Source organism: Glutamicibacter sp. MOO4 (assembly GCF_056934395.1).
The window spans coordinates 3,105,246-3,131,885 of sequence record NZ_CM167800.1 but is presented as its reverse complement, the minus strand read 5'-3'; the positions used below and the strand labels follow the sequence as shown (position 1 = coordinate 3,131,885).

Annotated in this window: 23 protein-coding genes; 14 read left to right on the top strand and 9 right to left on the bottom strand. The window is 57.0% G+C overall.

The window, feature by feature from the left end; translation table 11 throughout:
• Window positions 1–2: 2 nt before the first annotated feature.
• Window positions 3–1,493: an amino acid permease gene (locus AC1Z3F_RS14660; protein ID WP_483566158.1), complete on the bottom strand. Its 1,491-nt coding sequence runs from the start codon at window positions 1,491–1,493 to the stop codon at window positions 3–5.
• A gap of 97 nt (window positions 1,494–1,590) precedes the next feature.
• Between AC1Z3F_RS14660 and AC1Z3F_RS14655 the strand changes: the two genes are divergently transcribed.
• A complete protein-coding gene (locus tag AC1Z3F_RS14655; protein WP_483566157.1) occupies window positions 1,591–3,177 on the top strand; it encodes a PucR family transcriptional regulator in 1,587 nt (528 codons plus the stop codon).
• A 76-nt stretch (window positions 3,178–3,253) separates the two neighbouring features.
• Entirely contained in the window at window positions 3,254–4,714 is a 1,461-nt protein-coding gene (locus AC1Z3F_RS14650; protein ID WP_262198740.1) for an HNH endonuclease, read from the top strand.
• 60 nt (window positions 4,715–4,774) lie between these two features.
• Here AC1Z3F_RS14650 and AC1Z3F_RS14645 read toward each other — a convergent pair whose 3' ends face one another.
• Window positions 4,775–5,572 carry a nitrilase-related carbon-nitrogen hydrolase gene (locus AC1Z3F_RS14645; protein ID WP_262198742.1) on the bottom strand — a complete coding sequence of 266 codons (798 nt, stop codon included), beginning with the start codon at window positions 5,570–5,572 and terminating at the stop codon, window positions 4,775–4,777.
• A gap of 157 nt (window positions 5,573–5,729) precedes the next feature.
• The gene (locus AC1Z3F_RS14640; protein WP_483566156.1) at window positions 5,730–8,561 is read right to left on the bottom strand and encodes an FAD-binding and (Fe-S)-binding domain-containing protein; all 2,832 of its coding nucleotides are present in this window, start codon (window positions 8,559–8,561) and stop codon (window positions 5,730–5,732) included.
• Between the two features lie 131 nt (window positions 8,562–8,692).
• Here AC1Z3F_RS14640 and AC1Z3F_RS14635 point away from each other — a divergent pair, with 131 nt between their 5' ends.
• The 5 genes from AC1Z3F_RS14635 to AC1Z3F_RS14615 all read left to right on the top strand — a co-directional run bounded on the left by AC1Z3F_RS14635 (window position 8,693) and on the right by AC1Z3F_RS14615 (window position 12,954).
• Window positions 8,693–9,343, top strand: a complete 651-nt coding sequence (locus AC1Z3F_RS14635) for a GntR family transcriptional regulator (RefSeq protein ID WP_131090713.1) — start codon at window positions 8,693–8,695, stop codon at window positions 9,341–9,343.
• Window positions 9,344–9,478: 135 nt separating this feature from the next.
• Window positions 9,479–10,864: an MBL fold metallo-hydrolase gene (locus AC1Z3F_RS14630; RefSeq protein ID WP_131090714.1), complete on the top strand. Its 1,386-nt coding sequence runs from the start codon at window positions 9,479–9,481 to the stop codon at window positions 10,862–10,864.
• A gap of 33 nt (window positions 10,865–10,897) precedes the next feature.
• Window positions 10,898–11,437, top strand: coding sequence for a rhodanese-like domain-containing protein (locus tag AC1Z3F_RS14625; protein ID WP_131090715.1), 540 nt, complete (start codon window positions 10,898–10,900; stop codon window positions 11,435–11,437).
• Window positions 11,438–11,440: 3 nt separating this feature from the next.
• Complete coding sequence (locus AC1Z3F_RS14620; RefSeq protein WP_131090716.1) at window positions 11,441–12,310, top strand: sulfite exporter TauE/SafE family protein; 870 nt, start codon at window positions 11,441–11,443, stop codon at window positions 12,308–12,310.
• Window positions 12,307–12,954: a metal-sensing transcriptional repressor gene (locus AC1Z3F_RS14615; RefSeq protein WP_242632630.1), complete on the top strand. Its 648-nt coding sequence runs from the start codon at window positions 12,307–12,309 to the stop codon at window positions 12,952–12,954. The genes AC1Z3F_RS14620 and AC1Z3F_RS14615 overlap by 4 nt, the downstream gene beginning before the upstream one ends.
• Before the next feature lie 182 nt (window positions 12,955–13,136).
• Here the strand turns inward: AC1Z3F_RS14615 and AC1Z3F_RS14610 are convergent, their stop codons facing one another.
• From AC1Z3F_RS14610 to adh, 4 genes are all read right to left on the bottom strand, one after another.
• On the bottom strand, window positions 13,137–13,541 hold the full coding sequence (locus tag AC1Z3F_RS14610) for a VOC family protein (RefSeq protein WP_131090717.1): 405 nt from the start codon (window positions 13,539–13,541) through the stop codon (window positions 13,137–13,139).
• Window positions 13,542–13,547: 6 nt separating this feature from the next.
• On the bottom strand, window positions 13,548–13,961 hold the full coding sequence (locus AC1Z3F_RS14605; RefSeq protein WP_131090718.1) for a DUF779 domain-containing protein: 414 nt from the start codon (window positions 13,959–13,961) through the stop codon (window positions 13,548–13,550).
• Between the two features lie 134 nt (window positions 13,962–14,095).
• Window positions 14,096–15,127 carry an alcohol dehydrogenase AdhP gene (gene adhP / locus AC1Z3F_RS14600; RefSeq protein WP_483566155.1) on the bottom strand — a complete coding sequence of 344 codons (1,032 nt, stop codon included), beginning with the start codon at window positions 15,125–15,127 and terminating at the stop codon, window positions 14,096–14,098.
• A gap of 129 nt (window positions 15,128–15,256) precedes the next feature.
• Window positions 15,257–16,780 (bottom strand): aldehyde dehydrogenase, encoded by a 1,524-nt coding sequence (adh, locus tag AC1Z3F_RS14595; RefSeq protein WP_131090720.1) that lies wholly within the window; start codon window positions 16,778–16,780, stop codon window positions 15,257–15,259.
• Window positions 16,781–17,332: 552 nt separating this feature from the next.
• Here adh and AC1Z3F_RS14590 point away from each other — a divergent pair.
• Window positions 17,333–19,027, top strand: coding sequence for an alpha/beta hydrolase family protein (locus AC1Z3F_RS14590; RefSeq protein WP_483566154.1), 1,695 nt, complete (start codon window positions 17,333–17,335; stop codon window positions 19,025–19,027).
• A 44-nt stretch (window positions 19,028–19,071) separates the two neighbouring features.
• On the opposite strand, the gene AC1Z3F_RS14585 is transcribed toward AC1Z3F_RS14590, so the two are convergent.
• A complete protein-coding gene (locus AC1Z3F_RS14585; protein WP_483566153.1) occupies window positions 19,072–20,292 on the bottom strand; it encodes a GAF domain-containing protein in 1,221 nt (406 codons plus the stop codon).
• A 218-nt stretch (window positions 20,293–20,510) separates the two neighbouring features.
• Here AC1Z3F_RS14585 and AC1Z3F_RS14580 point away from each other — a divergent pair, with 218 nt between their 5' ends.
• From AC1Z3F_RS14580 to AC1Z3F_RS14555, 6 genes are all read left to right on the top strand, one after another.
• On the top strand, window positions 20,511–20,849 hold the full coding sequence (locus AC1Z3F_RS14580) for an ArsR/SmtB family transcription factor (protein ID WP_483566152.1): 339 nt from the start codon (window positions 20,511–20,513) through the stop codon (window positions 20,847–20,849).
• Window positions 20,850–20,860: 11 nt separating this feature from the next.
• Window positions 20,861–21,832 (top strand): SRPBCC family protein, encoded by a 972-nt coding sequence (locus tag AC1Z3F_RS14575; RefSeq protein WP_131090723.1) that lies wholly within the window; start codon window positions 20,861–20,863, stop codon window positions 21,830–21,832.
• Window positions 21,833–21,891: 59 nt separating this feature from the next.
• Entirely contained in the window at window positions 21,892–22,593 is a 702-nt protein-coding gene (locus tag AC1Z3F_RS14570; RefSeq protein ID WP_131090724.1) for a class I SAM-dependent methyltransferase, read from the top strand.
• A gap of 264 nt (window positions 22,594–22,857) precedes the next feature.
• The gene (locus AC1Z3F_RS14565; protein ID WP_483566151.1) at window positions 22,858–24,462 is read left to right on the top strand and encodes an ABC-F family ATP-binding cassette domain-containing protein; all 1,605 of its coding nucleotides are present in this window, start codon (window positions 22,858–22,860) and stop codon (window positions 24,460–24,462) included.
• Window positions 24,463–24,537: 75 nt separating this feature from the next.
• Window positions 24,538–24,789 (top strand): hypothetical protein, encoded by a 252-nt coding sequence (locus AC1Z3F_RS14560; RefSeq protein ID WP_131090726.1) that lies wholly within the window; start codon window positions 24,538–24,540, stop codon window positions 24,787–24,789.
• A 20-nt stretch (window positions 24,790–24,809) separates the two neighbouring features.
• Window positions 24,810–25,400, top strand: coding sequence for a dienelactone hydrolase family protein (locus AC1Z3F_RS14555; protein ID WP_483566150.1), 591 nt, complete (start codon window positions 24,810–24,812; stop codon window positions 25,398–25,400).
• A gap of 218 nt (window positions 25,401–25,618) precedes the next feature.
• On the opposite strand, the gene AC1Z3F_RS14550 is transcribed toward AC1Z3F_RS14555, so the two are convergent.
• Complete coding sequence (locus AC1Z3F_RS14550; protein ID WP_131090728.1) at window positions 25,619–26,587, bottom strand: AraC family transcriptional regulator; 969 nt, start codon at window positions 26,585–26,587, stop codon at window positions 25,619–25,621.
• Window positions 26,588–26,640 lie beyond the last annotated feature (53 nt).

The window sequence follows — 26,640 nt, the reverse complement described above, 5'->3', positions numbered from 1 at the left end:
TGCTAGTCCTGAGGTAGTTTCGAAAGGTGGCTGTCGATATAGGCCTGCTTGCTTAGTTTGCCCAGCGTTGATCGGCGGCGTCCATAAGCCAGGTAGAGCACGATGCCTACCAGCATCCACGCACCGAAGACTACCCAGGTGTGCCAGCTGAGCTGGGTCATCAGGAAACGGCAGGCGAGCACGCCCAAAATCGGGGTGACTGGGTAGAACGGCACCTTGAAGGCACGCGGTGCCAGTGGCTGCTTGCGGCGCAGGTACATCACCGAGACGCCCACCAGCGCGAAGGCGAAGAGGGTGCCGATGCTCGTGGCGTCGGCCAGTGCGCCCAGCGGGATAAAGCCGGCGGTGATCGCCACCAGCACACCGGTAATCACGGTGCCCAGCACCGGGGTGCCGGTGCGGCGCGAAATTTTGCCGAAGGCCGCCGGCACTAGTCCGTCGCGGGACATGGACAGCAGGATGCGGGTCTGTCCGTAGAGCACGGTCAGTACCACCGAGGCAATGGCCAGCACCGAGGCCAGCGCAAAGACCAGCACCATCCATGGCTGCCCGGTGATTTCGCCGACGATCTGCACCAGGGCAGCTTCGGAGCCTTCAAACCAGGTCCACTTTCGGGCGCCGACCGCGGAAACCGCCACCAGCACATAGGCCACGGTGACGATCAGCATCGAGAGCATAATGGCTCGTGGCAGATCACGCTTGGGGTTTTTGGCTTCTTCGCCGGCCGTGGAGGCGGCGTCAAAACCGATGTAGGAGAAGAACACGCTGGAGGCTGCGGCGGTGACGCCGGCTGCGCCCATCGGCAACAGCGGCTGGAAGTTGCCCGCATCAAAGGCGCTGAAGGCGACGATCGAGAAGAAGATCAGGATGCCGGCCTTGATGATGACCACCACGGTGTTCACGATGGCCGATTCGCGCGCTCCACGCATCAAGAGCAAGGTGGCGAGCACCACGACGATCAACGCCGGCAGGTTCACTACCCCACCTTCAGCCGGTCCCCCGGCCAGTGAAACGGGTAGTTCCAGGCCAAAGGCGCGTAACGCTTCGTTGACATATTCGCCGGCGCCCACGGCCACGGCGGCCACGGAAACCGCGTATTCCAGCACCAGACACCAACCGCAGATCCAGGCGATGCCTTCACCCATGGTCGCGTAGGTATAGGAGTAGCTGGAACCTGCCACCGGCACCATTCCGGCCATCTCTGCGTAGGACACCGCCGAGAGCAGTGCGGTGATGCCAGCGATCACAAAGGAGATCCAGATGGCCGGGCCTGCGATCGGCACCGTGGCGCCAAGGATCACCAGGATGCCGGTGCCCAGGGTCGCGCCGACACTGATCATGGTCAGCTGCCACATGCCTAGGGTTCGGCGCAGTGTTCCGCCCGATGAGTTTGCTTCGCTCTCGGAGACCATCTGCGTGATCGACTTGCGCCGTCGCAGCTGCGGACCGAGGCCGGTGGCTGGCTTGCGCCTGGCTTGTGTCGTGCTGTTCATCTCGGGTCCTCGCTGCACAGTGGGTTTTCTTCTGCCTTCAAGCCTAGATCTGTGATCCGGCTCTCAGCATGGAAGTTTTGAACTAAAATATTTTCCTATGGGACATTTTGCACCGCCGCCATCCTCGTCGAGCGTCGACACCCCGGGCATCACCTTAGGTCGTTTCCTGCGCCAACTGCCACCGGAAATCACGCTGGTCAACGACGCGGGCGATCGGCCGCTGCGCTGGGTAGAAGCCAGCGATATGGATGACCCCACCGATTACCTACTGGATCAGGAGATGATCCTCACCAGTGGCTTCCCCCTAGTCGGCCACAGCGATGATGCGCAGGTGGTCAACGGTTTTATCAGCCGGCTGGCCAACGCCAAAGTCAGCGCCCTGGGTTTTGGGCTGGAGCCATATTTCACCCAAATCCCGAGAACGGTGCTCGACGCCTGCCGCAAGCACCAGATGCCCCTGCTACAAATTCCGGCCAGCGTGCCCTTCGCCGCGATCGGCATCGCCTTTGCCAAGCTCACCGAGGCCGACAACGCCGCGCAGCTGCGTGCCAGCGCCGAAGCCAATCGCGCGCTGATGCGCTGCCTGACCCAGAGCGATCCCGAAAGCGCGCTGGTTTCCGTACTCTCCCAGCGCCTAATCGCCAGCGTGCGACTGCTGGGCACCGAAGGCGCCATCCGCTACCAGGCCACCATCGGTGACACCGCTGAGCTCAACGAGGAGCTGAAGTTAGAGCTCTTCACCCAGGCCACCACCGCCGCTGGGCAGTTCGCCCTGCACCAAGAAGATTCCTTGGTCGACCTAGCCTTCCCGATCCGCGCCACACTTCCCACCGGCGGCCGCGCGCCACTTCTTGGGGTGCTTTCGGTTGGCTTCGCCCGTACTCCCTCGGCTTTTGACCACAACCTCATCACCACCGCGCTGGGTCTACTCGAAGTCCTCGCCCGCGAGCGCGCCGCCAGCTCCTCCACCGCAACCCAGCTGGCCACCGCGCTGCTTTTGGGCAATCGCGGTCCGCTGGATGACTCGATGCTCTCCCTGCTGAATCTCAACCTCGGCGGGAACCGCACAGACCCCGCCCGCGTTGTCGTAATCACCGCGCTGTCGCATCAACCCGGCACCGAGGCCAACTTCCACCTCACCCACCTGCAGGCTCTGTTTGATACCCGACTGGTCATGCAGCACGACGATTACTTTGTGGCCCTCACCCGTTGCGAATCCACCCAGACTATGTTCGATCGGCTCAAGTCCTCCGGCTACCTCGCAGGCTTCAGCACACCAGCGCCCGTCGACCGTCAGCTCGGCGAAAAACTGCACGACCTACTCGCCCAGGCAACCGGGTTACTGCCTCGGATGCGCGAACAGGGCCAGAGCCTTGATGCTCAAGTGATTCCCCGCTCGTTCCTCTCCCTACTACCCAGCCAGGCCGGAAAGCAGCTAGCACAGGAGACCCTGGCACACATCCTTGATTTACCCGAAGTGCGTCGCGACCTGTATCTAGAGGTGCTGCAAGGCTGGTTGGAAGCCAACGGTTCCTGGGACCAAACGTCGAAAAACATCGACCTGCACCGCAATTCCGTGCGTCGCCACATCGCCGCCATCGGCGAGGTTCTTAACAAAGACCTCAACCGCGCCGACGTCCGTCAGGAGCTATATCTGGCCTTAACTTTCCGCTCCATGAGCTAAGCCCAGCGCCCGAGATTCAAGAAACTTTTCCACAAGATTCGAAGACATATTCTAATTAACGAAGTATAATTAGAATATGTCCGAAGCAAAGGTGCACGGAGATGCCCTGCCCCAGGCGGTAGAGCCAGCGGAATTCGAAAACCACTGGCTCGCATTGCAAAGAGACCTGACGTGGATACAAGACCACGGCAGTAAAGAGGACTGTGTCCGGGGCATCGAGTTACTCGAAGGGCTCATAGCGTCTGCCAACTTCCAGCAGGCCGGCCTCTCTCACCAGCTGGAAAAGAAATTCGTTTCCGACCATGAGGAACGTGGCGTCAACCTTGACGACCAGACTCGTGGTGCCGCTGCTTGCGTAGCCATTGCCCGCAAACAGTCCCCAAATGGCTACCGCAATTACCTAGTCAACTGCCGCATCCTCTTTGAAGACACACCAAATATCGCTGCAGCCTTTTCCCGGGGCGAATTTACTGAACCTCAAATTTTCACCATCCTCAACGAACTGCAGACTGTCAAAGCGCAACGTCGCACCGAATTTGATGATCTCTTCGGCCAGAATCCGAACATGTTCGAGGGCATGGGGCGGAATCGGATCAAGGATACCGTCCGAAATTTCACGCTTTCCTTCAATTCCGACCCTGTATCCAAAGAGCACAAAACTGTCGAAGAGTCTCGTTTCGCTCGCATGACTATCGACGAGAAAAAGGGCTGCGTGAAGCTGACCGCACAGTTCCCACTACTGTCGGGAATGGGACTCAAGAACTACTTGTACAAGGAGTCCCGCAAGCTCAATAAGAAGGGCGACAAGCGCACCAAGGACCAGATCCGGGCCGACATTCTCTTTAGCTACATGATGATCGGTGAGCCTTCAAAGATGCCCATCAACTTGCAGGTTGGCGTCATCATGACCGAGCGAGCACTCTTCCAAGGCGAACGTGAACCCGCTTTCCTCGAAGGCTACGGCTACATTCCCGCACAAGAGGTGCGTGAATGGATCGGCGGGCACCAGATCGACAACGAATTAACCTTCGAAGAGATGGAAGCAAAGCTCACCCCGGAACATATTGAAGAAATCGAAGTGCTCACCGAACTCGCGAGAATATATACGGCTCCCGGCAACCAAGACTTGATAAGCATGGATTCCAAGGCCCGGATCTTCCCGGAGAAGCTCAAGAAATTCGTCAGCATTCGAGATCGACATTGCCGCACACCTTTCTGCGACGGAATCGTTGCCGAAACTGACCACGTGGAGCAGTACGCGCGGGGTGGGAAGACCAACGTGCACAATTCCTGCGGCCGTTGCGAAAACTGCAACAAGAATAAGGAAGCTTACGGTTGGATTGAGCTCACGGCCATGAAGGGTCCGCACACGATGCTCATCAGCCCGGTATCCGGAATGTCTTATCAGTCCACGGCCCCACCTGCGACCGGATATGTGCATAAGCCTTTCCCACAGTTGGCGACCGATGCAACGTGGTTCAAAGACTTCAAGGGCAGGCTGAGCCGGGGCGATCCGCCGGCTTCCAACACATCATGACCGCAAACCTAAGGTGTTTCCGCGCAGCACTTCGCTGCGCGGGCATACCCTATGGGTCAGTTATTTCTCCATTAGCCATTGCGCGTAGAGATCCGTCCGAGCTTCGGCAAGGTACGGAACTTCCGATCTAATCTTCGCCAAAGAACTCACGTCGATATCCGCAGCAAGAAGCTCGGAACCTGCACCGGCTTGAGCCAGGATGGTGCCATCAGCACCGGCGATTACGCTGGTGCCTGCCAACTCAAATCCAGCTTCAGTTCCGCTGTGGTTTGCGTAGGCAATAAAAAGCTGGCTCTCCATGGCGCGAGTTGGAACAAGTTGAGTGCACACTTGCTCGTATCCGCGGCCCATGGCAGTGGGAACAAGTAGCAACTGCACTGAACGTCGCGAGGCTTCCCGGACAACCTCCGGGAATTCCACGTCAAAGCAGATCACCATGCCCAGCATGATGCCCTCATATTCGAAGGAGGCTGGAGGGTTGCTGCCAGCGATAAAGACTTCATGCTCTTCAGTACCAAAGAGCTGCACCTTTTGATAATGGGCCAGCTTCGCTCCCCGATCATCAACAAAAGTAGACGTGATCAGCCAACCGTGATCAGTGATCTCGGGTAGGGAGTAGACCAGGGCAATCGAATGCTTGGCGGCAATGGCCGACAACCGCTCACGCGCACCAGGCAACAACGAAATATCCAGCGAATCGCGCAGGACGTAGGGCGCATATCCGACGGTGAAAAGCTCGGAAGTGAGCAGGATTTTGGCGCCATCGGAGGCAGCACGTTGCGCAGCATGATCGATGGCAAGAAGATTGCGCTCAATCTCCAATACCTCTGCCTCGGCCTGCATTACTACGATACGCATTTGGTTCCTTCCAAGCATCATCGATGGCTAGGTTTAACCATATTCTGAGCGCACCCTGATATGTCTAGGTTATTTGGCACCGCGAGTGCAGATGTGCGTACTTTTCGCACCAACAACAAAGTCGCCCAGAAAAGCTTTCTGGACGACCTCATTGCGATTACTTGCCGACGGCCTCAGCAAGAAGTTCAACCACGTGGCGGTACTCTTTGCCGGTGGCGCGGGACATTCCAAGTTCGCACGTGCGGTTGCACGACGCATGGGCTTGCGCATCCAGCTCGCGAACTTCGGCAGCTTCGCGTGCGGTGGCCGAGTCAGTCAGCTCGGGGTGCAACATGCCACGATCCCCCGCAAAGGCACAGCAACCCCAGTTCACTGGAGTGTTCACCTGCTGCGCCACGGTCTGTGCGATTTTCTGCAGATCAGGGTTCAGACCCATTTGGGTGGACGAGCAGGTCGGGTGCAACGTGATCGAGGAGATCTTCTGAATTTCAGGCAACTTGTCCAGCAGGTGCTTTGAGGTGAAAGCCAACAGGTCAACCACTTCATACCCCTGCTCTTCGAGGGTGTGGGCAAAGCCCTCGGTGCAGCTGGAAGCATCAGAAATGATCGGCAGATTTTTCCCCGGCAAGGCTGAACGAACTTCTTGAAGGACGCGCTCGGCCATCGCCTCGTGCCCCTCCGCGTAGCCCTTGGAAGTCCAAGGGGTACCGCAACAGGTGGATTCAATGCCTTGCGGGACATATACCGAAACGCCAGCGGCATGCAGCAACTTGGTGAAGGCCGAAGCCACACCTTCGCCTTCACCGGTCGGGCCAAACATCGAGTTCACACACGCAGGAAGGTAAATCGCCAGCGGCTCGGTGCCAGCAGCGCCTAAATTCCCAGCCAATAATTTACGTGCCTTGCCTCCCCCGGGAAGATCCGCATCATAGCGTGGCATAACATCGGTGCTCACGACCTTGCGGGCCACATCGGTGACGCCTCGTACCAGCGGTGCCGGGAGTTTATCGGCAACACTGAGCGCAAGGGACCCCGCACGAGTGGCCGGTCCCCAGCCCTTGGCGACGGCCTTAAAACCGGCAGCCAAAACCGGGTGAGTATCTTCGCGACGCAGACGCTTGACCAGCAGACCGGTATTGATACCGACCGGGCAGGCGGTCACGCACATGCCATCCACGGCGCAGGTCTGTACGCCGTTATATTCGTAATCGCGTTCCAGCTCCGCAGCCAGTTCAGTGTTGCCTTCGGCTTCAGCCTTGGCAATGGCGCGACGCACCACGATGCGCTGGCGCGGGGTGAGGGTCAGGTCCTTGGAAGGGCAAACAGGCTCGCAGTAACCACATTCCACGCAGTGGTCGGCCTCAACTTCGATGGTTTCGTTGAGCTTGATATTGCGAATGTGGGCCGCGTGGTCCTCGTCGATGATCACCCCTGGGTTCATCATCAGCCGCGGGTCACAGGCAGCCTTCAATTCAAGGTGCACCTCGTAGAGTTCGTCGCCGTACTGCGCGCGAACAAATGGGGCCATGGCGCGGCCGGTACCGTGCTCAGCCTTCAGGTTCCCGTCCTTGGCCAGGATCAGTTCAACCATTTTGTCGTTAAACGAGTTGTAGCGGTTTAGTGACGCATCACCCTCGAAGCGGTCGGTGAGCATAAAGTGGATGTTGCCGTCCTTGGCATGGCCGAAGATCACCGAATCTTCGTAACCGTACTCCGTGAACAGGCCTTGCAAGTTGTCGCAGGTTTCAGCCAGTGATTCAACCGGGACAACGACGTCTTCTAGTAGGGCGGTGGTCCCGGATGCGCGAGCGCCTGCCACCGAGGCGTAGAGGCCCTTGCGGAATTTCCAGGCAGCCTGCCGGCTCTTGGCATCGTCAGAGAGCAGTGCGGGGGCGCGTAGCGCTGCGGTGTCCAGCAGACGTTGGCCAGCGGTTTGCAACCCGGTAAGTTCTTCGGCGTTATCCGCGTGGTATTCGATCAGCAGCGCCGCCTGTTGATCCACCTCAAAGCCCATAATCGCCTCGGGCACACTGGGCAGTTCTTGACCCACACGCAGTGAAGTGGAGTCCATTAGTTCAAGGGTCGCCGCCCCGGATTCCAACAGTTCAGGCAGGGCACGGGTGGCCAAATCCAGGTTTTCGAACACGGCCAGGGTGGCGATGGCCAACTTACGGATCGGCACGGTACGGAACACCGCTTCGGCAACAAAGGCCAAGGTTCCTTCGGAGCCGATGATTAGGTGCGCCATCAGATCCGCCGGGGTGTCATAGTCCAAAAAGGCGTTGATGCCGTAGCCCATGGTGTTTTTTAGGGCAAAGTGCTTTTGGATTTTGGCCACCGAGGCCGGGTTGGTGCGCACACGCTTGACCAAGCGGTCCAAGGTGGCGACCAGTTCCGGTTCCGCGGCGGCTAGCTGACGGTCGGCATCCGGATCGGCGGTATTAATCATGGTGCCCGAGGGCAGCACAAAGGTCATCGATTCCAAGGTGCGGTAGGTGTTAAACTCGGTGCCGCAGGCCATGCCAGAAGAGTTATTGGCGATCACTCCGCCGATGGTGCAGGCCGCTTCGCTCGCCGGATCCGGACCGAGCTTGCTGCCGTACACCGCCAGACGCGCGTTAACTTGGCGGACGGTGGCGCCGGGCTGCACCCGCACGCGAGCACCGTCGTCGAGCACCTGAATGTCGCGGAAGTTGCGGCGCACGTCGATCATCAAACCATCACCGCTGGCCTGGCCAGCCAGCGAGGTGCCGCCCGAACGCAGGGTCACCGGTTGGTTATTAGCGGCCGAGGCGCGCAGCAGGGCTGCGACTTCAGCGGCATCTTTGGCAAGGATTACGGCCTGAGGGGTGTACAGGTAATGCGAGGCATCCGAGGCGTAGGCGACACGGTCGATGGATCGAGTTTTAACGCGCCCCGGATCGCCCACGAGGTCGAGAATACTGGATGGAACCCTAGGTTCACCGAGTGCCGGCGTGCTCAATGCCATGGTGCGCTCCTGTGTTGCGGGCAGGTGGTTACTGCCCAAGAAGAAAATTGTCTAACAAGTACACATGCCATGATAGTACGTTTCATGGGATACTTACATAGTTATTTTCTGCCGGCGCGAAAGGAAATCACGTGGCAGCCCGATTAGGAGTGGTTTCGGTGGTGCAGGCCGTCATCACCTCACTGCGCACCCGCATCTTCAGCGGCGAGCTGGCCCCCGGCACCCCCTTGGGCGAAGTCGATGTGGCCACCCATTATGAGGTGGCCCGTCCCACCGCCAAGGCCGCGCTGGAAAACCTCGTGGCCAGCGGCCTGCTCACCCGCAACGCCCACCAGAGCGCCCGGGTCACGCGCCTGACCTCGGCTGATGCCCGCGACATCTACAGCACCCGCGCCATCATCGAAGCCGAGGCTGTGCGCCTGCTGGCCAGCACCGGCCAGGTTCCGCAAGCCGCTCGTGCGGCCAACGAAGAAATCACTGCCCTGCGTGATGCCTCGCCGATCCAGATCGTGGACCCGGACGTTCGCTTCCATACCGCCTTGGTTCAGGCACTAAATTCGCCGCGCACCAGCGCCATTTACGGCCAACTCAGCGACGAGATCCGCTTGTGCATGACGCAGGTGCAAGATGCGACGTTGCTAAACACCACGGATATCGCCGACGAACATGCCCGCTTGCTACAAAAGATTGCCGACGGTGACCAGCAAGGTGCCGCAGAATTATTAGCTCAGCATTTAGAGAATGCGAGCGAACGACTAGCCGCGCACCTAGATAGCTTGTAGGCAACAGCGCGGCCGGAGAACCCTCCCACAACAAGCCGACTTTCACTTGACGCACGCATACCCCCGCCCGTATTCTTGACATACCCCAGGGGGTATGTATAAGCTCGTACTACATCCGTCCCGAAAGGAATCACCATGTTGCTTGAACGCCTCTACGATGAGGACCTCGCGCAGGCCAGCTACTTTATTGGTTGCCAAGCTAAGGGTGAGGCCCTTGTGGTCGATGCCCGTCGCGACATCTCCGACTACCTGGCTCTGGCTTCCAAACACGGCATGCGCATCACCGCCGTTGCCGAAACCCACATCCACGCCGACTACCTCTCCGGCACCCGCGAACTGGCAGCTGCCACCGGCGCCACCAGTTACGTTTCCGGTGAAGGTGGAGAAGACTGGCAGTACGGTTTTGAAGCCCAGCGACTCTACGACGGGGATGAAATCGCCTTGGGCAACCTACGCATCGTCGCTCGCCACACCCCGGGCCACACTCCAGAACACCTGGCCTATCTGGTCACCGACGGCGCGTTCAGCAGCTCCCCGGGCTACTTGCTCTCCGGAGACTTCATTTTTGCCGGCGATCTGGGCCGACCTGACCTCCTAGACGAGGCCGCCGGAGGCGTAGACACTCGTTTTGAAGGCGCCCGCGATCTCTATGCGTCCCTAAAGAAGACTCTCGCCGAACTGCCCGACTACATCCAGATCCACCCGGGTCATGGGTCCGGTAGCGCCTGCGGCAAGGCACTTGGCGCGGTTCCATCTACTACGCTGGGCTACGAGCGCAAGTTCGCTTGGTGGAGCACCTACCTGGCCACTGATGATCAGGACGGTTTCATCGCCGAACTGCTCAACGGCCAGCCAGATGCCCACGCCTACTTTGCCCGTATGAAGCGGCAGAATCGTCAGGGACCAACTATCCTTGGTGAGCTTGAACAGCTCACAGAGCTCGATGCCGCACAGATCCTTGAGCAGATGGAAGCTGGCACGTCGGTATTTGTTGATACCCGCAGTCACACCCAGATCGCTGAAGGCACAGTTCCTGGCGCACTGTCGATCCCCGGCAAAGCAAAAACCGCGAGCTTCGGCGCATGGGCCTACGACCCTGAAGAGGATCGTCGTTCAATGGTGGTGCTGGCGGAATCTGTTGGGCACGCAGATGAAATCCGTGCACACCTGATGCGCGTAGGGATCGACGCCGTGAAGGGTTACGCACTCTCCCTTGATGGCCTCCCAAGCTACAAGCCGCAGTCAATCACACCTGCACAACTGACTGATTTCGACCATGACTTACTGCTAGATGTGCGCAACAAGACCGAATTTGCCGCCGGGCATATCCCTGGCGCCACACAGATTTCCGGTGGTCGAGTGCTGTGGCAGCAGGACCAGTTGCCAACGGATGGCACCATCGTGACCTACTGCCAGAGCGGCATGCGCAATGCAGTGGCTGCCAGCGCCCTACGTGATGCCGGATTCAACGTGATTGAGCTCGAAGGTAGTTACCTCGGCTGGTCCAAGCTAGACAACTAATCATCGACAGTACCGAAAGCTGAACTGAATTTTATGACTTCCCCTAAGACTGTGCTGGACGCTGAAGCACTCAAGTGTCTGGTAGCTACCCCGGATAGCGAGCTCGCGCTGATCGATGTACGCACGGCTGGTGAATTTGAGACCGTCCACATCCCCGGTTCCTACAACGTACCGCTGGATGAGTTCCAAGCGAACGCTGCCGAGGTGCTGAACAAGATTCCTGGCCGCCCGATACTGATCTGCCACAGTGGTAGCCGGGCCACTAAGGCGCAACACGTTCTGCAGGAACTGAATATCACCGGTAGCACCGTTCTCAGTGGTGGTATCACCGCCTACGAATCTGCAGGTGGCACTATAGTGCGCGGTACACAGCGCTGGGCCTTGGACCGCCAGATGCGCATGACCGCCGGTTCTTTGGTATTAGTTGGATTGCTCGGCGCAAAGTTCATCTCCCCGAAGTTCGCTTACCTTTCGGCGGGGATCGGCGGTGGGCTTGCATACTCGGCTGTACGCGATAGCTGCCCGATGATCAACGTCCTGTGCATGGCACCCTGGAACAAGGTAAAGAAGTAGACCATGGAAATTGGACCTCTGCTGATCATGATCTTGGCCCTAGCGGGCGTTGTCGGGCTAGCCCTGGGAATGTTCGGTGGCGGGGGTTCAATCCTGATGGTTCCGCTACTGAGCTATGTAGCCGCGATGCCCACCAAAGAAGCAATTGCCACCTCTCTACTTGTGGTGGGAGCAACCTCGGCGGTCAGCCTGTTGCCACATGCGCTCAAAGGTCATGTGCGCTGGGTACAAGGTCTGATTTTTGCAGCCACCAGCATGGTTGGCGCCTACGGAGCCGGGTTATTGGCCCAAGGAATTCCTGCTCAGCTCCTCATGATCGGCTTTGCAGTGATCATGGTAGGTAGCGCCCGCGGGATGATCCGTGGACGGAAGGAGCGTGCCAACGCCAGCCTTCCTTTGAGGTTCTTCGTCCCTGTGGGTCTGGGCATTGGAATGGTGACCGGACTGGTGGGCGCTGGCGGTGGTTTTCTGATCGTTCCGGCGTTGGCCTTATTAGCTGGCCTGTCCATGCAGCACGCCGTGGGAACTTCCTTGTTGGTGATCACCCTGAATTCAGTTGCCGCCATGTCAGGGCAGCTTAATGCCCTCTCAATTAATTGGACGCTAGCATTGGGCTTGGCGGCAGCAGCAATCGTTGGATCTTTGATCGGGATGAAAATCTCTCAAAAAATCAACGACAGCGCGTTGCGTCGCGGATTTGGTTATTTTGTTTTAGCCATGGGGGTATTTGTACTCAGCCAAGAGCTTCCAGCTCCAGGCGGGCTGATACTCAGTTGGACAGCGGTGACTGGCGGTGCACTTCTTATCTTGTGCCGCATGCTTCCAACGCTCGACATCCGATGCCCGCTTGTGGCCAAAGGCGGCGGCCTATGAAGCCGATAGAACTCACCGCCTACAATTTTGCGACATTCATTGAGAACAATGAGCTGGTGCTTGTGGATTTCTGGGCACCTTGGTGCTCTCCTTGTCGCAGCTTTGCACCGATCTTTGACCTGGCCAGCGTGCGACACCCGAAAATCGCGTTTGCGAAGGTTAATACCGAAACTCAAAGTGAACTGGCACGAGCAGCCAAAGTTGCTTCGATCCCGACACTTAGGGCCTTCAAAAATGGGATACTTGTACATTCAAAACCCGGCGCGTTAAACACTGGCGACTTGGAACAGCTGATCGAACAGTTCAAGACGCTTACACCGAACGATCACCAGTCCGATGGCCGGCCAGCTAACAAGGAGACAACGATGCGTACCGCTGACGAAGCAACCCGCAAGCGAATTCTTAACCGACTCAAGCGCGCCCGTGGCCAGCTTGATGCAGTCATCAATGCGGTGGAAACCGACGGATCATGTCGTGAAGTTGTCACGCAGCTCTCGGCAGTGTCTACCGCCTTGGATCGTGCAGGCTTCGCCATCGTCTCCACTGCAATGCAGTACTGCATTGCAGATCCAGAAAAAGCTTCCAAAGAAGAAGATGGACTGAGCGTCGAAGAACTCGAAAAGCTATTCCTCTCCCTGTCCTAACCACACCACTAAACACCAAGGAAAATTATGTGCCGTCAAGTTCAATGCAAGATTTGCCAGAAGACCACCTGGGCTGGCTGCGGCCAACACGTTGATTCAGTAATGCGCAACGTTTCGGCCAAGGACCGCTGCCAAGGTCACGAAGCCGAACCTAAAAAGGGTTTCTTCAAGCGGTTATTCGGCTAGGCCGATTCAACCTCGAAGCCAACCAGCCAGTGAAGGCCAAAACGGTCGCGGACCTGGCCATCTGTAGCACCCCAGGGTTTGAGTGACAGTGGGTCGATGACCTCACCGTCAACACACAGTTGCTCAAACCACTGGCGCATAATTTCTGGCTTAGCGCTCCCCAGCAGGGAAAGCATTAGGCCTTGAGTCTTCACCGCACTCTGCCCTGCCGCAACATCTGCGCCGCCTAGGTTCACCACCCCACGCAGCTCGGCGTGCGCGATCGCCTCAGGCGTACCTTCGTCGCGATTGAACTGCTCATGGGTAAAGAGCCGAAGCTCTCCACCAAAAATCTCCGCATAAAAGTTCATCGCTTCGCGTGCATTGCGCTCGAAGAGCACGTAAATCATTGGGGAAGACATGTTTCCCTAACTGGTTGGAAATTCGATGAGCTGACTGCGGATCAAAAAACGTTTGCCTTCTGGGGCTTCAACAGAGAAGCCGGAGCCACGACCCGTGACCACATCAACGGTCAGTTTGGTGTGCTTCCAGTATTCAAACTGCTCTTTGGACATCCAGAATTCGATCTCTCCCAAGGCTTGCCCGTTGGCATCATCGAGGGGAAGTAATCCGAGCAAAATATCCGAGTCACCGGTGCGGAATTCCCCGGCCGGGTAGCACATGGGCGAGGAACCATCGCAGCACCCGCCGGACTGATGGAACATCAGCGGACCATGGATGCCCCAGAGTTTGCGCAACAGGTCTAGGGCCTCGGACGCGAAGGCTACTCGGGAGAAGCCTTCCCCGGCGATGGTTGCCTTGGTTTCAGTTACGGATCTCATGGTTCACTCCTGCGTGAAGTTGTTGTTGCCAGTGTCCTCCATTTCATCCATGCAGTCCACGGTGTTGCTGAAGTAAAAACCTCGGGCTTGCCCGCCACAATGTTGCGGCGGGCAAGCCCGAGGTTACACGTAAATTATTTTGTTCCGGTGTAGTCGATGACCACGCGTCCATCGATCTTTGCATGACGCATTTCGTCGAAGACCGCGTTAATATCTTCCAGCGGACGAGTGTGGAACGTCGGCTTGATCTTGCCTGCAGCGTAGAAGTCCAGTGCCTCAATCATGTCTTGGCGTGTACCAACGATCGAGCCGCGGATGGTCAGCCCCTTGAGCACAATGTCGAAGATGGGAGCTGGGAAGTCACCAGCGGGCAAGCCGTTGAACACGATGGTTCCACCACGACGAGTGATGCCGATCGCCTGGCCAAAGGCTTTAGGGTGGACCGCGGTGACCAGCACACCGTGGGTGCCTCCGACCTTCTCCTGAATAACTTCAGCTGGATCCTGCGCGAAGGCGTTGACGGTAATTTCCGCACCGTGCTTGGAGGCCAGCGCGAGCTTGTCATCGGCCACGTCAATGGCGATCACACGCATCCCCATGCCCACAGCATATTGCACCGCAATGTGCCCCAGACCACCGATGCCGGAGATCGCAACCCATTGACCTGGCTTAACCTCGGTCATTTTCAGCCCCTTGTACACCGTCACCCCAGCACACAGCACCGGCGCGATCTCATGCGGATCAGATCCTTCAGGGATGTGGGCAGCGTAGCGTGCATCCACGAGCATATACTGCCCGAAGGAACCATCCATGGAGTACCCACCATTGGACTGCTCTTCACACAATGTTTCCCAGCCGGTGCGGCAATACTGGCAGTGCCCGCAAGCACTGGCTAGCCACGCGTTGCCGATCAGATCACCCACGGCAACTTCGGTGACACCTTCGCCGAGCTTTTCGACGGTACCTACCCCTTCATGCCCGGGGATCAGCGGAAGTTTGGGCTTGACCGGCCAATCCCCCTCGGCAGCGTGAAGGTCGGTGTGGCAGACGCCGGAGGCGATCAGTTTGACCAGCACCTGCCCGGGGCCGGGCTGGGGAATGGTAGCATCTTCGACTTCTAGTTCGTCGCCGAAACCTTTGACTACTGCAGCTTTCATCGTGCTCATGTACTTTGTCCTTTGCAAGAAAAACGACAGTGCTGGGCAGAAACCACCGTTGGGAAAATAAAACCAATCGCGTCCCTGACGTTTCTTAAGTCGACCCGCACCTTTGGGTTTTTGTGAATACCTTTCGGTTTAGAAGAAGCCGAGTTTATCTTCCGAGTAGGAGACCAGCAGGTTCTTGGTCTGCTGGTAGTGATCAAGCATCATCAGGTGATTCTCACGTCCGATGCCCGAAGACTTGTAACCGCCGAAGGCCGAGTGGGCCGGGTAGGCGTGATACTGGTTGACCCAAACACGGCCGGCTTGAATAGCGCGGCCGGCACGGTAGGCGACGTTGCCGTTACGGCTCCAAACACCGGAACCCAAGCCGTAGAGGGTGTCGTTGGCGATGTTAATGGCATCGTCGTAGTCCTTAAACTTGGTCACCGCGACCACCGGCCCGAAGATCTCCTCCTGGAAGATGCGCATGTCATTGGTGCCTTCAAAGATGGTCGGCTGCACGTAGAAGCCACCGGAGAGCTCCCCACCCAGGTCTGCGCGGCCACCGCCGAGCAGTACCTTGGCACCTTCGGCCTTACCAATGTCCATGTAGGACAGGATCTTTTCCAGCTGGTCATTGGAGGCTTGGGCACCCATCATCACGTCGGTATCCAGCGGGTTGCCCTGCTTGATGGCCTTTGTCCGGGCTACCACATCGCCCATAAAGCGGTCGTAGATGCTTTCCTGAATCAGCGCACGTGATGGGCAGGTGCAGACTTCACCCTGGTTCAGGGCAAAGAGGGTGAAGCCCTCTTGGGCCTTGTCGTAGAACGCGTCGTCCTTGGCGGCGATGTCCTCAAAGAAGATGTTTGGGGACTTGCCGCCCAGCTCAAGGGTGACCGGGATCAGGTTCTCGGAGGCGTACTGCATGATCAGTCTGCCCGTGGTGGTTTCACCGGTGAACGCGATCTTGCGGATGCGCTTATTGCTGGCCAGCGGCTTGCCGGCTTCCACACCAAAACCGTTAACGATGTTCAGCACACCTGCTGGCAGTAGGTCACCGATCAGTTCCATCATCACCAAAATGGAGACCGGGGTCTGCTCGGCTGGCTTGAGCACAATCGCATTGCCGGCAGCGAGGGCTGGGGCCAGTTTCCACACGGCCATCAGGATGGGGAAGTTCCAAGGGATGATCTGCCCAACCACGCCTAGCGGTTCATGATAGTGATAGGCGGTGGTGTCATCATCAAGCTGGGACAAGCTGCCTTCTTGAGCGCGAATGGCTCCGGCGAAGTAGCGGAAGTGGTCTACAGCCAGCGGCAGGTCGGCATTCAGGCATTCGCGGATAGCCTTGCCGTTATCCCAGGTTTCGGCCACGGCCAGCATCTCAAGGTTCCCTTCGATGCGGTCGGCAATCTTGTTCAGGATGACCGCACGTTCGGCTGGGCTGGTTTTGCCCCAGGCCGGAGCTGCGGCATGTGCTGCATCCAGTGCCACTTCGATGTCTTCGGCGGTGGAACGGGCAACTTCGCAGAAGACCTTGCCGGTGACCGGGGTGACATTTTCGAAGTACATGCCCTTAACTGGGGCGACCCACTGCCCACCAATGTAGTTTTCGTAGCGCTCTTTAAAATTGACCAGCGCGCCGTCGGTGTTCGGGTTTGCATAAACACTCATGGTGACTCCTTTGTCAGTGACTGATGCCGCGAGTTTCCCCGCAGTGCCTTGAGTGTGACTCTAGTCACATAAACGTTGCAGGTAGGTTGCAACGCACCGACAGTTTTAGACTTCGAGTTCTTGGATCTCGGCAACGATCAGCGAACGGGCCGGAGAGGTGGCCGGAAGTTCACGCAGGGCCGCGCGCAAAAGGTTTGAATCGGTGAGCTGGCGGCCAAGAGACCACCAAACAAATTACCGCAGCCTCAGGGCAGGATATAACCCGAATAGTTAACCAATAATTAACCGTAAGTAATTTTTCAAAACTCACTTTCAATCAAAGCGCGCTTTTTCCACCCGATGAACTCCTAATTTTGAAAACTTCAAAATGTAGCTAAAATACTCCTTGAATACCATCACAGGACTCCGCTCACAGCGCTCGGAAGGCTTCAAATGACTACCAAACCGATCTTGTTGTTCTTGCACGGTGTCGGCGATGGAGATCCAACCGACAAATGGAAGGATCGGTTATCCCAGTCGCTATCTGAGCTTTCCTATCCTGCGCTGGAAAATGTGGACCTCATTGTCCCTAAGTTCGCCCATGCCCTTAGAGGTGTTGACGAAACGGAAAAACTTCCACCAAGAGTTCACAAACGTCCAAACCGAACAGACGCTCCGCAAATCCGCAGAGAATTTGAAAGCCGCATGGCTGCTATTGAATTCAAATTGGGGAGACAAGATCGCGGCAAGGGATTCCCGGGCATCGCTACGGGAGTTGGCCTTACTTTGAATTATGTGCCTCTAATGGTTCAGGCTCTGAATTATCTAAAGAACGATGCTATGAGAGCTCAAGTGCTCCATCGGATCCTGTCCAAGATTCCTTCATCAGGAAAGGTGGTACTTGTAGGACATAGTCTTGGTTCCGTTATTGCAGCGGATCTCTTACTACGTCTTCCAGAGGACATCGAGGTTGTTGGATTCATAACTATCGGCAGCCCACTCGGACACAGTTCCTTCAACGTTGACAAGGTGTGGGACAACCTTAGTGAGCCTCCTGCTCACTTGTCTTGGTGGATCAATTTCTGGAACCCCACGGATCTCGTTACTTCGGTACGAGGCTTGTCATCGAGGTTCCCCTGGATGACTGACTTCAAAGTTGTTTCAAATCACCCGGACCCTAAAAAGGCTCACAGCGCCGTAGAATACCTCAGCAGCCCCGTGGTTTCAGAGGCTATTGGCTACGCCCTCTACGGTTCAAGATCCAAAGAACTCGTTAGTCGCCACAGCGACGTCGAGGTACAACCCACCGAAACTGAAGCGCTCGCGATCATGGCCCTTCGTTACGCACATTTGATTAGCATGGAATTGGATGGCGATCTAAAGAACCGATACCTTGGCGCGCTAAGGCAGGTTCAGGCTAATTTAATCGATGGCATCCAACGCTGGAACGCTGAACAAGGACGAACCTCTGCAAGCTCGATAGCGCGTCTCGCTTTGGACCTAGCAGACCCAACGGCGGAACTCCCCTTGCCGCGTCCTGGCACCCACGTTCCAATCGATTTGGCCATCGACCCCTTCTTAGCTCTTGTCTCGGAAAACATCATTCGTCCGTTTGAAATCACCGTGCCCCTTGGCCCCAAGCAAATCGCACTTGCAAACCTATCGGCGGAACTCGGGCTGACGTCCTCATTCGGCGCCGACGTTTTCGACGCCGCCAAGCGTGCCCACGAAATATTGGCTGGACAGAAAATGGTGAACTGGAAACGGTGGAGTGCGGTAGGCCTAGGTACCGCCGCGCTTGTAGCCGCGACTGGTGGACTCATTCTAGCGGCGGCACCAGGGCTTGCAGGAGCCGCACTTCGCACCAGCGCATTGGCCAGTTTTGGGCCGGGCGGAATGGTTGGGGGACTTATTACAGCCGGATCGCTGGCGGGTGTAGGCGGTGGAGGACTCGCCTTCGGCCTCGCTAGCTCGACCACGTCTGCTGCAGATCTAGAGTCCGTAGTCGAACGAATGTTGGCCAAGGAAATCCTCCGTGAAATCCGCCATCTGCCTTTAGACCCTGCCGTGTGGCAGATACTAACTGAAACCGAAATTCAGGTTCGCAGGGAATACGAACGGTTGGACGAATTCTCGGATACAAATGCCCCGGGGCTAAGGGAGATTCGAAATAAACTCACATCCATAGAGCGAGCTCTCGAATACCTTAGAAAAAATGGCCACGAACTGAGCTTCGAGTTCGATATTCATGACGGACTCGGCGACTAACCGGAACACACCGAATTCGTAATGCCGGGTGGTACGGGTCGTTTTTAGGCTTCGAGTTCTTGGATCTCGGCAACGATCAGCGAACGGGCCGGAGAGGTGGCCGGAAGTTCACGCAGGGCCGCGCGCAAAAGGTTTGAATCGGTGAGCTGGCGGCCGAGGTTCAGTAGCTGTTGCGCGGTACCGCGGTCCATTACCAATTCACGCAGCGCGGCCTCAGCACGGTAGCGCAAGACCAGAATGCCAGGAGCTTGCGAGCGCTCAAGCATGCCCGGCGAGTAGAGCTGCAGCGCGGATTCGATATCGCCACTTTCTAGCGCTCGACGCAGTCGTCCGAGGGTAGTTTGCAGTTCCCACTGCAAACGGTACGGGCGTGAAGTCAGGGAACGCCCCGGGAATCCAGCCAAGACTTTGCGCAGTCGCACCATTTCCGCGCGGACGGTGCCTTCGGCTGCGGAATCCGGCCTTTCGAATAGCTCGTCAACCAGCTGTGCGCTGGAGAGTCCATCACGATGTTGAGCCAAAAGAGTCAAGATCTCGGCATGCCTCAAAGAAATTGGGTGCGATCCAAGGTGAGCACCATCGGGTTGACCCAAATCAAGGTAATCCGGGTCAGCCACCACACCTGCGCCAGGAAGTAGCAGCTGAGTTTCTGCAGCCATCACGGCGGCCTGCAATAGCGGTATAGAGTGCATGGCGATCGCATCCGGCCCACCGGTCAGATCAATCGCGCCTATCACCTGTCCGGTGCGCGGGTTGCGAATGGGAACCGCCGAACAGCTGTATTGCTGGGCTTGCTCGTAAAGATGCTCCGCACCGGAAACTTGAGATCCTTCCCCGGTGGCCAACGCCATGCCAGGCGCGGAGGTGCCGACCGACTTTTCGGCCCAGTCGGCACCGGCCATAAAACCTACGTGCTCGGCTTGGCTCATGGAGCTGTTACTACCCGCCACCCACAACAACGTTCCTCCGGCATCCGCCAGCGCGACCAAAAGATTGGCGTCGGTCGCGGCAGGAACAAGGAGCTTTTCAAAAACAGGCCAGATCCGCTGGAGTTCACTGCGTTCACGGGCAAGGCGCAGCCGGTCGTCGCTCAAAACCGGTGGGCCTTGGAGCGAACCCGTTTGGGCCAGTGACCGTTTCCAGGATTCGCGAACATCTGTGCGCAATGGAAGCTCACCTAGAGCCGCTTCTTGTGTGGAGAGTAGCTCGCGGGCTTTTTGTGCGCGGCGAGTTGCGTTGGACCAGTCGATAGCAGACGTGCCCATGCTCCCCCTTCACCCCATTAAAAAGTTGGTTCTTTGCAGTTCCAACCAGACTAGGTCAATAGCGGAAGCTTGAGAAGAGATATCAAGCCCCACCAGGGCATTCGGTTCGACAAGTCACCTACAATGAGCCCAATTTATAGTCGACAAGTACACTATTTTTCCTTTATTTTTACCCATTTCTTTACTCTGCCCTCAGCGCGAGAGTAATATACAACCAAATGGTTGTATATGAGTTGAGCGAAGAACAGACAAACAAGGTCTTCCGCGCCTTGGCAGACGCCACACGAAGAGATATCGTGCGGCGGACCCTTCACGTCGAGGTCAGCGTTTCTGAACTTGCCGCAAGCTACGACATGTCGTTTGCGGCCGTTCAGAAACACGTCGCCGGATTGGAAGCCGCTGGTCTGGTCATCAAAATCGCGCGTGGCCGCGAACGCATCGTTCGAGGCCAGCCGGACACCATCCGGCACGCACAAGAACTACTTTCTTCCCTCGAAGGCATCTGGCGTCAGCGCATCAGCAGGCTCGATGATTTGCTCGCCGATGGGGACAAATAAGGAGCATTCCCATGCCCGTCACATCCGTTGTCAAAGACCCGGAAACACTCTCGCTGACCGTCCATGCAGAATTTCCGGTCAAGGTATCCCGCCTTTGGGATGCCTACCTTGATGCCCGGCAGCTTGAAAAGTTCTGGGGTCCGGTTGAATGCCCGGCAACTTTCACCCGACATGATGCCATTGTTGGCGGTCGTTCGAATTACCACATGACCACGCCCGAGGGAGAAGAATTTCACGGTTATTGGATCTGGAACGAAATCGTCGAGCACAAGTTCTTCGAAGTTAGTGACGGCTTTGCGCATGCAGACGGGACTCCGAATACCGATTTGCCACTCAGCCGCATGGTCTTCACTTTCGACCCGACACCCGAAGGATCAAAACTGAGCATTACCGCGGTTTTTGACTCCGTCGAGGAACTAGAACAGGTGGTGGCCATGGGCATGATCGATGGCACCCGTTCGGCGATGAGCCAGATCGAACAGGTCCTCATCGACCTGCGTGACTACGCCGAAAATTTCAGTACCGATGCACAGATTCTCTCTGATACCCAGGTACGCATCACCCGCCTGATTCGCGGGTCAGTCGCGCAAGTTTGGCGGGCTCACCATGACGAGCAGCTCATAAAGCGCTGGATGCTCGGCCCCGACGGATGGCAGATGACTGAATGTGCAACGGCGCAGGAAACAGGCGAGACCTACCGATACTGGTGGGAGCCGATTTCTGCTGATGCGGGTTCCGGGTTCGGGTTCACCGGCGCCGTGCTGGAATCCTTGCCGCAGTCCTATGAACAGACCACCGAGCAGATGATCGACACGGACTACCCAGCCACGGTGAACGAGCTGACACTGACACCAAATGACGGCGGAACCCTGCTCACCGCGCTCATTACCTATCCCGACGCGCAAACCCGCGACATGGTGCTCGCCACCGGAATGACAGAGGGAATGGAAGCCAGCTACGCCCGGCTCGAATCAATTCTCTAGATGGCGATTCGCCCCACATCCTGTCTTCGCTCGCGCGCAAATATGAAAGACTTAGCTTCATGAGTTCTCACAACGCGCGCGCGGGCCTGGATAAGAAGGCCGATCAGGTTCAGGACATGTTCGACAAGCTGGCTCCACGCTACGACTTGCTCAATACCTTGATGACCGGTGGCATTGTGAACTACTGGCGCAAGATCACCACCGAGGCTATTGCCCCAAAGCCCGGCGAGCGCATCCTCGACCTAGCAGCTGGCACCGGCACCTCTTCGGTCCCGTTGGCAGCAGCGGGCGCCAATGTCACCGCCTGCGACATGTCCAACGGCATGCTCGAAGAAGGACGCAAGCGTTACCCACAGCTGGACTTCGTCTACGGCGACGCACACGAACTTCCATTTGAAGATGACACCTTTGATGCGGTGACCATCTCCTACGGTCTGCGCAATATCGACGACACCGAGAAGGCACTCTCGGAGCTGCGTCGCGTGACCAAGCCAGGCGGACGCATCGTCGTCGCTGAGTTCTCCACCCCAACGGTTACCCCAATCAAGGTGGCCTACCAGCAATTTTTGCCACGCGTGATCCCTGCGCTGGGCTACATTGTTTCGCCTAACCCAACCGCTTACGCGTACCTGGCAGAGTCCATCGCGGCTTGGCCAAACCAGGAGGATCTGGGCGCCAAGTTCATCAACGTTGACTGGAAGAATGTGGAATACCGCAATCTGACCGGCGGCATCGTCGCGGTACACCGCGCCTGGAAGTAACCCTTCACAGTCTTACTTTTCGGCTCGCATCCTTTGCTGGATGCGGGCCGAAAGTTCGTTAACGACGAGACAACAATCTGCTGTTACACTCGTTTTCATGGATACCTACTAAGCTAGCCAATGATCTTGCGCCCCTCATATTCGGGGCGACCCGTTCATTTTGGCTACCGGCTACGGTGTCCCTTTCTTTCTAGCTCCCTATAGGTTGAGCCAGTTCTTGATTCCGCCAGTCGGCAGCCTCTTCACCATCTGTGGGAGGAATATATGTCTTTGACTCCACCAGTAACCCTGCACAATCTCAGCTTCCAATGGCCTACCGGCGAGCGCGCTTTAACTAACTTGGAAGGAACCTTCCCGGCCGGACGAGTCGGACTCACCGGCAGAAATGGCAGCGGAAAATCGACACTGCTTAAGCTCATGGCCGGGCTGCTGAAGCCTACCAGCGGATCAATTGAAGCTAACGCCCAGATCGGCTACCTGCCACAAACGATCACCTCGGAAAAGAACGCAACTGTGGCGCAGCTACTTCGCGTTGACAAGTCGCTTGTTGCGCTGCGAGCCATTGAGGCTGGCAGTGTCGATCCGGCCGACTTTGATGCGGTGGGCGATAACTGGGATGTAGAAGCGCGTATTGAAGCTGAGTTGGACCGACTTGGCCTTGGGCACCTGAGTTTGGAACGTGAGGTAGGTTCACTCTCCGGTGGCGAAGCCATGTTGCTGGCCGTGCTGGGCCTACAGCTTGCCGGAAACGAGACCACTCTGCTTGATGAACCAACCAATAATCTTGATGCGCCCACCCGTGAGCTGCTCTATGATCTGGTGCGTTCTTGGAAAGGATCGTTGATTGTGGTCAGCCACGATCTGGCGTTGTTAGAGCTAATTGAGCACACCGTGGAACTGTACGCCGGGGAACTGCGCGTATTTGGCGGGCCCTACAGCGTTTACCTTCAGCAGCTGGATACTGAACAGCTCGCCGCACAGCAAGCGGCAAAAACTGCTCAAAATCACCTGAAGGTGGAAAAGCGTCAGCGCGTGCAGGCTGAGACCAAGCTGGCGCGCGCCAAACGCAAAGGCCGTGCCGAACAACTCGGCGGCGGATTACCGAAGATTCTGGCCAATAGCCTGCGTCAGAAGTCCGAAGCGAATGCTGGAAAGATGCGCTCAAATCTGGAGGGAAAGGTCGAGAGCGCTCAGGGAAAGGTTGATGACGCGGATCAAAAAGTGAGAGAGGTTGAACATATTAACCTTGAACTGCCTGATCCACAGTTGCCCGCAGGTAAGCAGGTAGCTACGGTGCTTTCTGGTCTAACTCAGCACATCATTCAGGGTCCTGAACGAGTCGGGCTGATCGGGCCTAACGGGTCAGGCAAAAGCACCTTGTTGCGGCAATTAGTTTCAGGCACAAAGCCCGAAGAGCAACTGAGCGGGACGCTGCACCTAGAGCGCGTCGGCTATCTACCGCAGCGGCTGGTGGGTCTTGATGACCAGCTCAGCGCCATGGACAACGTGGCTGCCGTAGCGCCGTCGGCAAATAGCGGGCAGATTCGCAATATGCTCGCCCGATTGCTGTTGCGTGGTGCCAGCGCAGATCGGGCACTGGGCACACTTTCAGGCGGTGAGCGCTTCCGCGTTTATCTAGCCACGCTCTTACTGGCTGAGCCCACTGCGCAAATGCTCATACTCGACGAGCCGACAAATAATCTGGATATCGACAGTGTGCGACAGCTAGCCGAAGCTTTGCAGACCTACCGTGGAGCGTTGTTGGTAGTCAGCCACGATCAGCAGTTCCTGGCACAGCTGAAGCTGGACTATTTTCTTGAACTCTCGGCACAAGGAAACCTGAGCAAGTCCTACCCCGACCCGGTTTGATCCCCAACTGGCGGTGTGCTTCCGGTTTAGACTTGAGCAAAGCACACCGCCGCGGATCTCGAAAGCAAGTGGAACATGTCATATCCCCAGCGCACCGTTGAAGTAGTAAACACCGGACTGGTCATCGACCAGTCCGCCACCTTGCTCTGGACTGATATCAAACGTGCGTTCATTTACGAAACCGGATCAGGGCAAGAAGCCCTTACCTGTGCAGAATTCATGCTGGTTGAAGGCTACAGCGTAGAAATCAACAGCCAAATGCCTGGCTGGGATCTCGCTTTGGAGCACTTACCTCAACGTATTAATAACCTCGTCGACGAACGCTAGAGACTTCTAGGAGTACTGTCATGGCAACCATTGTTTTGTTCCACCACGTCCAAGGACTAACCCCCGGCGTCCAAGCGATGGCGGGCGAACTGCGTGCGGCCGGGCACACGGTTCATACTCTGGATCTGTTTGCAGGAAAACTCCCCAAGGACCTTGAGTCCGGAATTCGTCTGGCCAATAAGCTCAGCGAAGACAAGATCCAAGAACGCGTGGACAAGCTCTTCAGCAAGCTACCCGACGAGCTGGTGTACATCGGCACTTCGTGGGGTGCAGCCTTGGCCCAACAGTGCGCACAACAGCGCCCGGGAACCGTCGCAGCTGTGTTGCTTGAGTCCTTCGTAGACCTGGACGCCGACTGGAGCTTCGGGCCATGGCCGGAAAATGTTCCAGTACAGATCCACGGTATGGATGAAGATCCATTCTTCGCCATGGAAGGCGACTTGGAATCGGCACAAAACTTCGCCGAAGGTGAAGGTAAAGACGTGGCGCAGTTGTTCACCTACCCGGGAAACCAACATCTGTTTACCGACAGCTCCTTGCCTTCGCATGATCCTGCGGCCAGGGCGCTGGTCATGGAACGGATCATCAAGTTCTTGGAGCCTTACGTCTAGGACTTGTCCTCAACCAACGATTCATAGAAGCTGTCTTCTTCAGCTCCATGATTTTCTGAGAATACTCGGCATTTCTCTGTCGTCACTCGAATATTTGGAAGGTCCGCGTCCAGATATCGGTTGCTGAAGGCAGGGCATCGCCGAATGGGTGCATGCCCACCATCTTTTATTTGTTGCCGTAGCGGATTTGGCCACGGCTATTACGCCTTGGTCGATCATCAAAAACGCTCTGAACCTTGCAATGCGGTTCGCCGGTAAGTTCCCGGAGGACTGCCCAACTCCCGCTTAAAAGCAAGGGCGAAGGCAGCTTCCGAACCATAACCAACTTCTTCAGCGATAGTGGCAATGGTTTCATCTGTAGAGGTCAGACGGTGGGCTCCAATCTCAACGCGCCAACGTGTGAGATATTCAAGCGGACCGACCCCTACAACCGCTTTAAATCTGGCCGCCAAGGTGGATCGGGAAACATGCGCTTTATCAGCAAGAAGCTGAACAGTCCAACGCGCTGACGGGTTGCTGTGTATGGAACGCAATGCGTCGGACGCAACTGGATCAGAGAGCCCATTGAGCCAGCCAGTGCCTTGCGGATCCTGAGCCAGATAATGACGAATGATATCGATCAACAGGACAACTGCTAGGTGTGCGCCTACAACACCGGCGCCAATACGCTGGTCAGATGATTCGTGACCAATCCTCCCCAATAAGTACTGTGACATCGCAGCACCCGGAGCGTGCGCCGGTAAATGAATGACCGGCGGAAGCGAATCCAGCAACAGCTCATGCGCGTTGCGGTCAAACCTGAAGCTCCCGCCGATTAGCACTGCGCTCACCGGTTGCTCGCTGGCACCAACCTCTGCGCTACGACCGGCCGTGGCCCGGAATAGCGAGGAAGCTTGCTGTTCGGGAACCTGACCGGAAGTGGAGAGGACAAATTCTTGCGGTCGGGTAAGCAGGAAAGAATCACCTGTATTTAAGGTCAGCGGCTGAGCCAAACCTTCGGTATCCAGTGTGCAGGAACCTTCTAAAACCGAATTGAACTTGGCTCCGCCCGGAGCCGGAAATCGCACCGCCCATGCCCCACGGCCGGTGAAGGTCGAAGTACGCTCACCACGGGCCTTGAGTAATGCGAGGACGTCCTCAAGTGGATCGATCAAATCTGGATGATTTATAGGTTTTTCTGGACTCATAACGATAGATAGTCTATCTCTCGCGGGCCTATTGTGGAAGAAGTTCACAAAAG

Coding starts and splice junctions, on each gene's coding strand:
- AC1Z3F_RS14660 (WP_483566158.1), bottom strand. CDS start 1,493: ATGAACAGCACGACACAAGCCAGGCGCAAGCCAGCCACCGGCCTCGGT.
- AC1Z3F_RS14655 (WP_483566157.1), top strand. CDS start 1,591: ATGGGACATTTTGCACCGCCGCCATCCTCGTCGAGCGTCGACACCCCG.
- AC1Z3F_RS14650 (WP_262198740.1), top strand. CDS start 3,254: ATGTCCGAAGCAAAGGTGCACGGAGATGCCCTGCCCCAGGCGGTAGAG.
- AC1Z3F_RS14645 (WP_262198742.1), bottom strand. CDS start 5,572: ATGCGTATCGTAGTAATGCAGGCCGAGGCAGAGGTATTGGAGATTGAG.
- AC1Z3F_RS14640 (WP_483566156.1), bottom strand. CDS start 8,561: ATGGCATTGAGCACGCCGGCACTCGGTGAACCTAGGGTTCCATCCAGT.
- AC1Z3F_RS14630 (WP_131090714.1), top strand. CDS start 9,479: ATGTTGCTTGAACGCCTCTACGATGAGGACCTCGCGCAGGCCAGCTAC.
- AC1Z3F_RS14625 (WP_131090715.1), top strand. CDS start 10,898: ATGACTTCCCCTAAGACTGTGCTGGACGCTGAAGCACTCAAGTGTCTG.
- AC1Z3F_RS14620 (WP_131090716.1), top strand. CDS start 11,441: ATGGAAATTGGACCTCTGCTGATCATGATCTTGGCCCTAGCGGGCGTT.
- AC1Z3F_RS14615 (WP_242632630.1), top strand. CDS start 12,307: ATGAAGCCGATAGAACTCACCGCCTACAATTTTGCGACATTCATTGAG.
- AC1Z3F_RS14610 (WP_131090717.1), bottom strand. CDS start 13,541: ATGTCTTCCCCAATGATTTACGTGCTCTTCGAGCGCAATGCACGCGAA.
- AC1Z3F_RS14605 (WP_131090718.1), bottom strand. CDS start 13,961: ATGAGATCCGTAACTGAAACCAAGGCAACCATCGCCGGGGAAGGCTTC.
- adhP (WP_483566155.1), bottom strand. CDS start 15,127: ATGAGCACGATGAAAGCTGCAGTAGTCAAAGGTTTCGGCGACGAACTA.
- adh (WP_131090720.1), bottom strand. CDS start 16,780: ATGAGTGTTTATGCAAACCCGAACACCGACGGCGCGCTGGTCAATTTT.
- AC1Z3F_RS14585 (WP_483566153.1), bottom strand. CDS start 20,292: ATGGGCACGTCTGCTATCGACTGGTCCAACGCAACTCGCCGCGCACAA.
- AC1Z3F_RS14580 (WP_483566152.1), top strand. CDS start 20,511: ATGGTTGTATATGAGTTGAGCGAAGAACAGACAAACAAGGTCTTCCGC.
- AC1Z3F_RS14575 (WP_131090723.1), top strand. CDS start 20,861: ATGCCCGTCACATCCGTTGTCAAAGACCCGGAAACACTCTCGCTGACC.
- AC1Z3F_RS14570 (WP_131090724.1), top strand. CDS start 21,892: ATGAGTTCTCACAACGCGCGCGCGGGCCTGGATAAGAAGGCCGATCAG.
- AC1Z3F_RS14565 (WP_483566151.1), top strand. CDS start 22,858: ATGTCTTTGACTCCACCAGTAACCCTGCACAATCTCAGCTTCCAATGG.
- AC1Z3F_RS14560 (WP_131090726.1), top strand. CDS start 24,538: ATGTCATATCCCCAGCGCACCGTTGAAGTAGTAAACACCGGACTGGTC.
- AC1Z3F_RS14555 (WP_483566150.1), top strand. CDS start 24,810: ATGGCAACCATTGTTTTGTTCCACCACGTCCAAGGACTAACCCCCGGC.
- AC1Z3F_RS14550 (WP_131090728.1), bottom strand. CDS start 26,587: ATGAGTCCAGAAAAACCTATAAATCATCCAGATTTGATCGATCCACTT.